At 74.3% G+C, this 9,154-nt stretch carries 8 protein-coding genes and 1 pseudogene; 4 read left to right on the top strand and 5 right to left on the bottom strand.

All coding sequences use genetic code 11. The features are described from left to right. Positions 1–395: 395 nt before the first annotated feature. Entirely contained in the window at positions 396–1,475 is a 1,080-nt protein-coding gene (gene trpS / locus AAHZ94_RS21805; RefSeq protein ID WP_349994663.1) for a tryptophan--tRNA ligase, read from the top strand. A gap of 98 nt (positions 1,476–1,573) precedes the next feature. Here the strand turns inward: trpS and proC are convergent, their stop codons facing one another. Continuing rightward, positions 1,574–2,380, bottom strand: coding sequence for a pyrroline-5-carboxylate reductase (proC, locus tag AAHZ94_RS21800; RefSeq protein WP_349994662.1), 807 nt, complete (start codon positions 2,378–2,380; stop codon positions 1,574–1,576). On the opposite strand from proC, the gene AAHZ94_RS21795 reads away from it, so the two are divergent. Further along, the gene (locus AAHZ94_RS21795; protein WP_349994661.1) at positions 2,379–2,822 is read left to right on the top strand and encodes a hypothetical protein; all 444 of its coding nucleotides are present in this window, start codon (positions 2,379–2,381) and stop codon (positions 2,820–2,822) included. The genes proC and AAHZ94_RS21795 overlap by 2 nt on opposite strands. On the opposite strand, the gene AAHZ94_RS21790 is transcribed toward AAHZ94_RS21795, so the two are convergent. From AAHZ94_RS21790 to AAHZ94_RS21780, 3 genes and pseudogenes are all read right to left on the bottom strand, one after another. Next, positions 2,801–4,993, bottom strand: a complete 2,193-nt coding sequence (locus tag AAHZ94_RS21790; RefSeq protein ID WP_349994660.1) for an MMPL family transporter — start codon at positions 4,991–4,993, stop codon at positions 2,801–2,803. The two genes, AAHZ94_RS21795 and AAHZ94_RS21790, sit on opposite strands and share 22 nt — an antisense overlap. A gap of 361 nt (positions 4,994–5,354) precedes the next feature. Continuing rightward, positions 5,355–5,633 carry a hypothetical protein gene (locus tag AAHZ94_RS21785; RefSeq protein WP_349994664.1) on the bottom strand — a complete coding sequence of 93 codons (279 nt, stop codon included), beginning with the start codon at positions 5,631–5,633 and terminating at the stop codon, positions 5,355–5,357. Between the two features lie 232 nt (positions 5,634–5,865). Next, a pseudogene (locus AAHZ94_RS21780) lies at positions 5,866–6,181 on the bottom strand (ArsR/SmtB family transcription factor); the annotation flags it as partial. A gap of 483 nt (positions 6,182–6,664) precedes the next feature. On the opposite strand from AAHZ94_RS21780, the gene AAHZ94_RS21775 reads away from it, so the two are divergent. Then, positions 6,665–7,216 (top strand): nuclear transport factor 2 family protein, encoded by a 552-nt coding sequence (locus AAHZ94_RS21775; RefSeq protein WP_349994659.1) that lies wholly within the window; start codon positions 6,665–6,667, stop codon positions 7,214–7,216. Between the two features lie 174 nt (positions 7,217–7,390). Here AAHZ94_RS21775 and AAHZ94_RS21770 read toward each other — a convergent pair whose 3' ends face one another. Beyond that, a complete protein-coding gene (locus AAHZ94_RS21770; RefSeq protein WP_349994658.1) occupies positions 7,391–8,020 on the bottom strand; it encodes a hypothetical protein in 630 nt (209 codons plus the stop codon). Positions 8,021–8,116: 96 nt separating this feature from the next. Here AAHZ94_RS21770 and AAHZ94_RS21765 point away from each other — a divergent pair. After that, positions 8,117–9,154, top strand: a 1,038-nt coding sequence (locus tag AAHZ94_RS21765; protein WP_349994657.1) for a serine/threonine-protein kinase, incomplete at its 3' end; no start/stop codon positions are given.

Genomic DNA, 9,154 nt, shown 5'->3' with positions numbered 1-9,154 from the left:
CAGCTTCATAATCGAAGCTTCCGAACCGAATTCCGGCATGCCGAAATCCATCCCGATAAGGGGCCGTGCAGTAGTGGTGTGCCGCCGGTGCGGCGCGAGGGTGTCGTCGCGATGTCCACGTGGACTGCGCGGCAACCCGGAGAACACTACATGACGCTTTGGCGAGCTTCAAACCCGCCGAGGGGTCCCTCGTTCGGGGAGTGCAGGAGTACCGTCGGCTCCATGACCGCGCGCGTTCACCATGAGTGGCGGGCCGCCTGAGGGCGGCCCTGCTCATACGCGTACGCGCAGACCAACGGCCGCCGCTTCCGGCGGCCGTTCTGCGTGGTCGAGGCTCCGCCTCGGTCCCCCCGGTCGTGGGGGGGCGGCTCCGATCCGGTGGGAGAACACCAGAGATGACGGAGCACCTGAGGGTGGAGCAGCGGGGCGAGGCCGGGGAAGCCCGCCTGGACCCGGCGGGCCCGGAGGCCGGGCCGTACGTACGGATCTTCAGTGGGGTGAAGCCGACCGGGCACCTGACCCTGGGGAACTACCTGGGGGCGGTGCGGCGGTGGGCCGAGGTGGATCAGTACCGGGCCGATGCGCTGTTCTGCGTGGTGGACCTGCACGCGCTGACCGTGGAGCACGACCCGGCGCGGGTGCGGCGGCTCAGTCGGCAGGCGGCGACGCTGCTGCTGGCGGCCGGGCTCGACCCCGGGCGGTGCACGGTGTTCGTGCAGAGCCACGTCGACGAGCACGCCCGGCTCTCGTACCTGATGGAGTGCGTGGCCGCGGACGGCGAGATGCGGCGGATGATCCAGTACAAGGAGAAGTCCACGCGGGAGGCGGCGCGGGGCGGGAGCGTGCGGCTTTCGCTGCTCACCTATCCGGCGCTGATGGCGGCCGACATCCTGGCGTACGGGACGCACGAGGTGCCCGTGGGGGACGACCAGGCGCAGCACGTGGAGCTGACGCGGGACCTCGCGCGGCGGTTCAACCAGCGGTACGGGGCGGTGTTCACGGTGCCGCGGGCGGTGGTGCCCGCGGTGGCCGCGCGGGTGATGGACCTCCAGGACCCGGCCGCGAAGATGGGCAAGTCGCACGCCGAGACCAGCGGGATCGTCTACCTGCTGGACGAGCCTGACGTGGTGCGGAAGAAGGTCATGCGGGCCGTGACCGACAGCGGGTCCGAGGTGACGTACGACCGGGTGGAGCAGCCCGGGGTGGCCAACCTGCTCGATCTGCTGGCCGCCTGTACGGGGGGCGAGCCGGCGGAGCTCGCGGGCGGCTACGCCTCGTACGGGGCGTTGAAGCGGGACGTGGCCGATGCCGTGGTGGAGCTGTTGCGGCCGGTGCGGGAGCGGCATGCGGCGCTGTGTGCGGAGCCGGAGCGGGTGGACGCCGTGTTGCGGGAGGGGGCGGCGCGGGCCGGGGCGATGGCCAGACCGCGGGTGGACGCGGCGTACGCGGCGGTGGGGCTGCTGCCGCCGGCCTGAACCGCCCGGGTGGGGCCGCCTCCCCTTGTTGGGCCCCCTTCAACAGGGAGGCGGCCCCGCCTGCTGCGTTGCGGCGGCGGCCCCGTTCGCTGCGGGTGTCAGGTGCCCGAGGCCAGTTCGCGGCTGCGGTCGCGGGCCGCTTCCAGGGCGGCGATGAGGGCGGCCCGTACGCCGTGGTTCTCCAGTTCGCGGATGGCGTTGATGGTGGTGCCGGCGGGCGAGGTGACGTTCTCGCGGAGCTTCACCGGGTGTTCGCCGCTGTCGCGGAGCATCACGGCGGCGCCGATCGCGGCCTGCACGATCAGGTCGTGGGCCTTGTCGCGGGGCAGGCCGAGCAGAATGCCGGCATCGGTCATGGCCTCGACCAGGTAGTAGAAGTACGCCGGGCCCGAGCCGGAGAGTGCGGTGGTGGCGTCCTGCTGGGACTCGGGGACGCGGAGCGTCTTGCCGACGCCGTTGAAGATCTCCTCGGTGTGGGCCAGGTGGGTCTCGGTGGCGTGGCTGCCGGCCGAGATGACCGACATGGCCTCGTCGACCAGGGCCGGCGTGTTGGTCATGACGCGGACGACCGGGGTGCCGGCGGGCAGCCGCTCCTCGACGAAGGCGGTCGGGATGCCGGCCGCGCCCGAGATGACCAGCCGGTCGGTGGGCAGGTGCGGGGCCAGTTCGTCCAGCAGTACGCCCATGTCCTGCGGCTTGACGGTGAGGATGAGGATGTCGGCGACCTCGGCCGCCTCGATGTTGCTGACCGCTTCGACGCCGTGCCGCAGGCGCAGCTCGGCGGCGCGTTCCGGGCGGCGGGCGGTGACCAGTAGCTGTGCGGGGGGCCAGCCGCCGCGGAGCATTCCGCTGAGCAGCGCCTCGCCGATCTTTCCCGTGCCGAGCACGGCCACCTTCTGCGCCATGGTGCGCTCACCCCATCCAGTGCGGTACGGAGCCGGCCGGTGGAACGCGCTCCTCCGGCGGCGTCTTGCCGCATCCTCGCACCGGGCGGCGGGCGGCGGCTCGGCTGTCCGGCTGGCGGTACGGGGCGGGGGGGGGGGGGGGGGGGGGGCGGGGGGGGGGGGGGGGGGGGGGGGGGGGCGCGCCCCCGGCGGGGGGGGGGGGGGGGGGGGGGGGGGGGCCGGGGCCCGGGGGGGGGGGGGGGCGGGGGCGGGGGGGCCCCCCCCCGGGCCGCGGGGGGGGGCGGGGGCGGGGGGGGCGGGGCGGGCCGGGGGGGGGTCGGGGGCGGCCCGCGCCCCGGGGGGGGGGGCGCGGGTGGCGGTGGTCGGGCTGGTTGCGGCGGTGGCCGGGCCCACCGCGTACCCGCTGCCGCGTCCCCTTCCCTACCCGCGGTCGTCCCCGTGAGCCGTGGTCGTACTCGCCGCCGTGTCCTTCGCCGCGCCCCGTTCCGTACCGGTGGTCGTGCCGGTGGCCGCCGCCACGGTCGTATCCACGGTCGTCCCCGCCGTGCGGCTGAGGGCGCCCGGCCACCAGACCGCGGGGCCGATGGACAGGGTGAGGGCCGGGACGAGGACGGTGCGGACCAGGAAGGTGTCCAGGAGGACGCCGACCCCGACCAGTACGCCGAGCTGCGCCATGGTGACCAGCGGGAGGACGGCGAAGACCGCGAACGTCGCGGCGAGCACCACGCCGGCCGAGGTGATCACGCCACCGGTGCCGACCAGCCCGGCAATGACGCCGCGGGCGTGGCCGAGCCGTGCGGTCTCCTCGCGGACCCGGGTCATCAGGAAGATGTTGTAGTCGATGCCGAGCGCGACCAGGAACACGAAGCCCATCAGCGGGGTCGACCAGTCCATCGCCGCGAAGTCCATGACGTACTCGAAGAGCAGATGGGAGGCGCCGAGCGCGGCGACGTACGAGACGACGACGGTGGCCAGCAGCAGGAGCGGGGCGACCAGCGCGCGCAGCAGCCAGACCAGTACGGCCAGGACGACCAGCAGCACGATCGGGATGACGACGGTCAGGTCGCGGTCGGCGGCCCGCTGGGTGTCGAGCGTCTGCGCGGTCGTGCCGCCGACCCGGGCGTGTGCGCCGTCGACCGCGTGCACGGCGGTGCGCAGCGCGGCGACGGTGTCCTTGGCCGCCTCGCTGTCGGGGGCGTCCGCCAGGACGACGGAGAAGGTGGCCAGCGCGTGGCCGCCACTGCGTACGGTGTCCTGCGGCTGGCCGACGCTGGCCACGCCGGGCACCCCGTCCGCCGCGGCCCTGACCTTCGCCAGCCGGTCGCCGTCGGCGCGGGTGACCACGTCGGCCGGGTCGGACGCGCCCGACGGGTAGTGCGCGGCGATGCGTTCCTGGGCGACCACCGATTCCGGCTCGTCCTGGAACGTCTCGGCCTGGTCGAGGCCGAGCGAGATGCCGAACGCGCACGCGGCCAGGGCGCCGGTGACGCCGAGCGAGACCAGCCAGGCGCGGCGCGGGCGGCGGGCCACGGCGGCGGCGATCGTCGCCCAGGGGGTGCGGTCGCGGCGGGGCGCGGCGCCGTGCCGCGGGACGAACGGCCAGAACACCCAGCGGCCGGCGATCACCAGCAGCGCGGGCAGCACGGTGACCATGGCGAGGAAGGCGCAGCAGACGCCGACCGCGCCGACCAGGCCGAGCGAGCGCGAGGAGTTGACGTCGGCGAAGGCCAGGCAGGCGAGGCCGACGGCGATGGTGCCGGCCGAGGCGAGCACGGCGGGGCCGCAGCGGCGGAGTGCGACGCGCATGGCCTGGTGGCGGTCGTGGTGCTGGTGGAGTTCCTCGCGGTAGCGGGCGATGAGCAGCAGGGCGTAGTCGGTGCCGACGCCGAAGACGAGGACCATGAGGACGCCGGCGCTCTGCGGGTCGACGGGCAGCCCGGCGTGCTTGGCCAGCAGATAGGTGGTGATCTGGGTGAGTACGGCGGCGAAGCCGACCGCGAGCAGCGGGAACAGCCACAGGACCGGGCTGCGGTAGGTGATCAGCAGCAGGACGGCGACCACCACACCGGTGATGATCATCAGGGTGGAGTCGAGCGAGTCGAAGACCTCGACGGAGTCGACGAGGGAGGCCGCGGGGCCGCCGACCTCGGTGGTGAGCCCGGCGGGCGCGTCGGCCGCGGTGATCTTCCGTACCGCGTCGACGTCGTCGCCCAGGTCGTCGTCGCCGGCCAGCGGGATGGTGGTGATCAGTGCGCGGCCGTCGGTGGCGGGTTCGGTCGGCGGGAGCTGCCGGCCTTCGGCGGCGAACTCGGCGAACCGCTCGCGGTCGGCGTCCGCCTTGGCCCGGTCGGCCGCGGTGAGGCCGCCGTCCCGGGTGTAGACGGCGACGGCGGCGGTCAGCTCGTCGGCGCGGAACTTCTCCAACTCGGTGTTGACCTGCGCCGATTCGGAGTTTCCCGGCAGGAAGGCGTTGGGTCCGTCGTCTTCGACGTCGCCGACCTTGCCGGCCAGCGGCCCGAGGGCGACCAGCAGGATCAGCCAGGCGGCTAAGACGGCCCACTTCGCCCGGCGGGAGCCGGGCAGGACGGGGAGCCGCTTGCTCCACGCGGGCATGGGTGATCTCCTTCGGAGGGGAGTGGCTCGTGCGATGGGTTCGCGGGACGTTGCTCCGTACGGGTACGGCCGGGAGTTGCAGCTCCCGGCCGTACGGCTTTTCTGGACCCGGACGGGCCCGGAGGGGCCGGTGGTGTACGGGGTGGGGTTGTTCGGTGAGGGTCGTTCTGTGGGGGGTTGTTCTGTGGGGTTGGGTTGCTCGGTGAGGGCTGGAGTGCTCGGTGGGTGGGGGTTGCTCAGTGGGGGTTGGGTTGCTTGGTGGGGGTTGGGTTGCTTGGTGGGTGGGGGTGGCCGGCTGGGTTCCGGCTCTCCGGGGGCCCGGGGCCGGCCGTACGGCGGCTCGGTCCGGGCGCCGTGGGGGCTACTCCACCTCGCGCATCATCTTCTCCATCGAGGCGAGCGACTCCCTGGCCTGGCTGAGTTCGTCGAGGGTGCGGCGGTGCAGTTCGGTGTTGTCCTCCAGCAACTGGGCGTACTTCAGGGCCAGTTGCTTGTACTGCTGTTCACGGGCCGCCACCATGCGGGACCGCCAGACCGACGCGACCTGCCAGACGACCACGATCATCAGCAGGAAGACGCCGCCCGCGCCCACCGCGCCCACCCATTCGCCGCCCGCGTCGTCCCCGGCGAGCATCACCATCTCGTTCACTGCGCTTCCTCTTTCAGAGCTGCTTCGGGTCTACGGGCCGTACGGGGCTTGCGCCGGCCGTCCGGGTCGGGCTTCGGGTCGGGCTTCGGGTTGGACTTGGGGTTGGACTTGGGGTTGGACTTGGGGTCGGGCTCGGGCTGGGGATCGGCCTCAAGCCCCGGGCCGGGCTTCGGGTCGCGCTCCGTTCCGGTGCCGGTTCCGGTGCCGGGTTCGGAGTTCGGCGCCGCCCCCGTGAGCGTCGCCGCCGCCGCGGCCACCGCGTCGGGGGTCAACTGGTAGACGAACGGCGCCACTTCGAAGAACTTCATCGCCTTCCCGTCGTCCGAAAGTTCCAGCGTGCCGACCACCAGCCCCGCCGCCTCCAGTCGCTGGAGGTGCATGTGCAGCAGTGGACGGCTGATGCCGATCTCCCGGGCGAGCCGGCTGACGTAGTTACGGCCGCCGACGAGCGCCGCGACGATGCGCATCCGGTGCGGATTGCCGAGGGCGCCCAGGATCTTCAGCAGCTCGTCTCCGGACGGTGCGGGGACCGGGCCCATCGCGAACCTCTCTTGCTGTCATTGGTCTCCACGCTGACACTCGGCGCGAACACCTGTCAAAGAAACCTGACACATGTCGGGGTGGACTAGGGGACTCTGCGGGACGTCTCAGGGTTCTCCCCGATGGTTCAACGCCGGAGCGCTCGGGAGGGGGTGGCGGCGGGTGCTTGTTCCCGCGCCGCGGGAGGGGGCGGCGATGGGTGCTTGCCGCGCCGCGGGAGGAATAGCGACGGGTGCTTGCCGCGCCGCGGGTCGGGGCGGCGGCAGCCCCTGCCCACACCTCGGGTCGAGCGTTCCGCTTCCGCCTCGGGGCCGCCGGGGTCGGGCGCTCCGCCCCCTCCGTACGGGCCCGGGCGAGCGCTTCCGCGTCGCCGGCACGCGTTCCGCTTCCGCCGCCCCGCGCCCGCTGCCATGACGTGGCACCCGCCGGCATGACCTGGCAGGTAATCGACGGCGTCGCGGGCGGCCGGCAGGCTCTCCCCCATGACGAACACCGCACCGCACACCGCCCCGAACGCCACCCCGAACCCGACCCCCGGCACCATCGAGAACTCCGCACCCGCGGAAGGCACCACCGCCCCCGCCCCCGAGGAATCGGCCGCGGCCGGTGCGCGGACGCGGGCCGTCATCGAGGAGTACCTGCGGCGGGTGGCCGACCCCGCGGCCGGGCCCGAGGAGATCGCCGCGGTCTACGCCGAACAGGTCGACTGGCAGATCGCGCCGAACCCGGCCGTGCCGTGGATACGGCCCCGCGCCACCCGGGCCGACGTGGTCGGGCACTGGGTCGAGCTGGCCGCGCACACGGTGGCCGACGAGGGCGGCGCGCAGATCGACGCGTTGGTGATCGAGGGCGCGGAGGCGGTGCTCACCGGGCATCTGCACGGCACCGTACGGGCCACCGGCAAGCAGTTCCGGTCGCCGTTCGCGCTGCGGCTGACCGTGCAGGACGGCGAGATCGTCCGGCACCACATCTACGAGGACAGCCTGGCCATCGCCGCCGCGTGCACCCCGGACGGGCCGGCGGCCGGCGCGTAGCCCCGCCGCGTGGACCGGCCGTGGTGCGCGGGCGCGCGGGCCGGAAGCCCGGCCGGGAGCCGAGCCCGGCCCGCAGACCCGACTCGTACGCGAAGCCCCACCCGTACGCCGCGTACGCAACCCCTTAGGCAAGGCCCGCCCCGTCATCCCGCCCCGGGACCACCGGCCCCCCGCTCAGCGTCGCTTGCGCTTCTTCCCGCTCTTGCCGCGGGTGGCCGCCGGGGTGCGGGTGGCCGGGGTGCGCTGGCCGTTCGCCGCGGAGCCGCCGCGGGCCGCCGGGTTGCGGGTGCGGGTGGCGCGCAGCCGCTCGTGCCGGGTCCTGGCCGTCTCGTACTCGGCCCGGTACCGCTTCTCGTGCGGCGCCTCGATCAGGCTGCGGCAGAAGTAGGCGAGCAGGACGCCGACGATGCCGATGAGCTTGATGCTGCGCATCGACTTCTCGGCCGCGGCGTCCTCCGTCCGGTTGCGGCGCCGCTCGCCGTCCCCGAGCTCCTCCATCGTGCGGCCGAAGGCGAGCGCGCTACAGATCGCCAGCGCGGCGATGACCAGGATGTTGACCAGGCCGCCGGCGTCCGAGATGGCCACCCCCTGGTACGCGAAGACCAGGACGGCGGCGCTGGCCGCGGCGGCGAGCAGGGTGCCGACGGAGAAGGCGATGCGGCGCAGCACGTAGCCGCCGTCGCGGTGCACCCACGTGGTGCCGAAGAACCGGATCGACTCCGGTGTCGGGCCCGCGTCCGGACCTGCCGCAACGCCCTTCTCCGGGCCGTCCTCGCCCGTGCCGGGCCGCTGCTCGTCGCTCATACCCCCGATTATCGCGGGTCGGCGGGATCGGTCTCACGGCCGCCTCGTACGACGTCTAGGCTTTTTGCCCAAACGCGCGTACGAGGAGGTGGGGCGGTGCCGCTGAGCGCCGACGATCCGCAGGTGGTCGGGGACTACCGGCTGCTCGACCGCCTCGGCTCCGGCGGCATGGGCGTGGTCTACCTCGCCCGTTCGCCCTCCGGGCGGCAGGTGGCCGTGAAGGTGGTGCACGCCCAGTTCACCGAGGACGAGGAGTTCCGCAGCCGGTTCCGGCAGGAGGTGGCGGCGGCGCGGCGGGTCAGCGGCGCGTTCACGGCGCCGGTGGTGGACGCCGATCCGGACGCCGAGCGGCCGTGGATGGCGACGCTGTACGTGCCGGGGCCGACGCTGTCGCAGGAGTTGGCCGAGCGCGGGCCGCTGAGCGCGGCGAAGCTGCGGCGGCTGGCGCTCGGGCTGGCCGAGGCGCTGCACGACATGCACCGGGTGGGCGTGATCCACCGGGACCTCAAGCCGGCGAACGTGCTGATCGCCAGGGACGGCCCGCGCGTCATCGACTTCGGCATCTCGCGCGCGGGCGACAGCCAGGCGCTGACGGTGACCGGCCGAGTGCTCGGCACGCCGCCGTTCATGTCGCCCGAGCAGTTGCACCGGCCGCGCGAGGTGACGGCCGCCTCCGACGTCTTCTCGCTCGGCACGCTGCTGATGTACGCGGCGACGGGGCGCGGCCCCTTCGACGCGGACAGCCCGTACCTCACGGCCTACCGGGTGGTGCACGAGCCGCCGTCGCTGGCCGATCTGGCGGAGCCGCTGCGCGACGTGGTCGCCCGCTGTCTGGCCAAGGACCCTGCCAAGCGGCCCGAACTCCCGGAGCTGGTGCGGCTGTTCACCGCGCTGCCGACCCGCGGTTCGCTGCGGGCGGACGCGTCGGGCGGTGCGGTGAAGGCGGGCGCGAAGGCGGGCGCCGGGGCCTCGGGCGGGAGTGGCCGGGAGCCGCTGCCCGGCGGGGCCGCGGACGGTGACGGCGCGGCCCGGGCCCGGGGCCCCCGCCCCCCCGCGCCGCGGGGGCGCGACGGGGGCGGGCGGGGGGGGGGGGAGGCGGGCGCGGGCGCCGGACGGGCCGAAGGGCCACCCCCC

This window comes from Streptomyces sp. HSW2009, from assembly GCF_040240285.1.
GTDB lineage: Bacteria > Actinomycetota > Actinomycetes > Streptomycetales > Streptomycetaceae > Streptomyces.
This window is presented reverse-complemented; position numbering and strand designations above follow the sequence as displayed.

Bases quoted from the DNA above. Each gene is read 5' to 3' on its own strand.
- trpS (WP_349994663.1), top strand. From the start codon at position 396: ATGACGGAGCACCTGAGGGTGGAGCAGCGGGGCGAGGCCGGGGAAGCC.
- AAHZ94_RS21795 (WP_349994661.1), top strand. From the start codon at position 2,379: ATGGTGCGCTCACCCCATCCAGTGCGGTACGGAGCCGGCCGGTGGAAC.
- proC (WP_349994662.1), bottom strand. From the start codon at position 2,380: ATGGCGCAGAAGGTGGCCGTGCTCGGCACGGGAAAGATCGGCGAGGCG.
- AAHZ94_RS21790 (WP_349994660.1), bottom strand. From the start codon at position 4,993: ATGCCCGCGTGGAGCAAGCGGCTCCCCGTCCTGCCCGGCTCCCGCCGG.
- AAHZ94_RS21785 (WP_349994664.1), bottom strand. From the start codon at position 5,633: ATGGTGATGCTCGCCGGGGACGACGCGGGCGGCGAATGGGTGGGCGCG.
- AAHZ94_RS21775 (WP_349994659.1), top strand. From the start codon at position 6,665: ATGACGAACACCGCACCGCACACCGCCCCGAACGCCACCCCGAACCCG.
- AAHZ94_RS21770 (WP_349994658.1), bottom strand. From the start codon at position 8,020: ATGAGCGACGAGCAGCGGCCCGGCACGGGCGAGGACGGCCCGGAGAAG.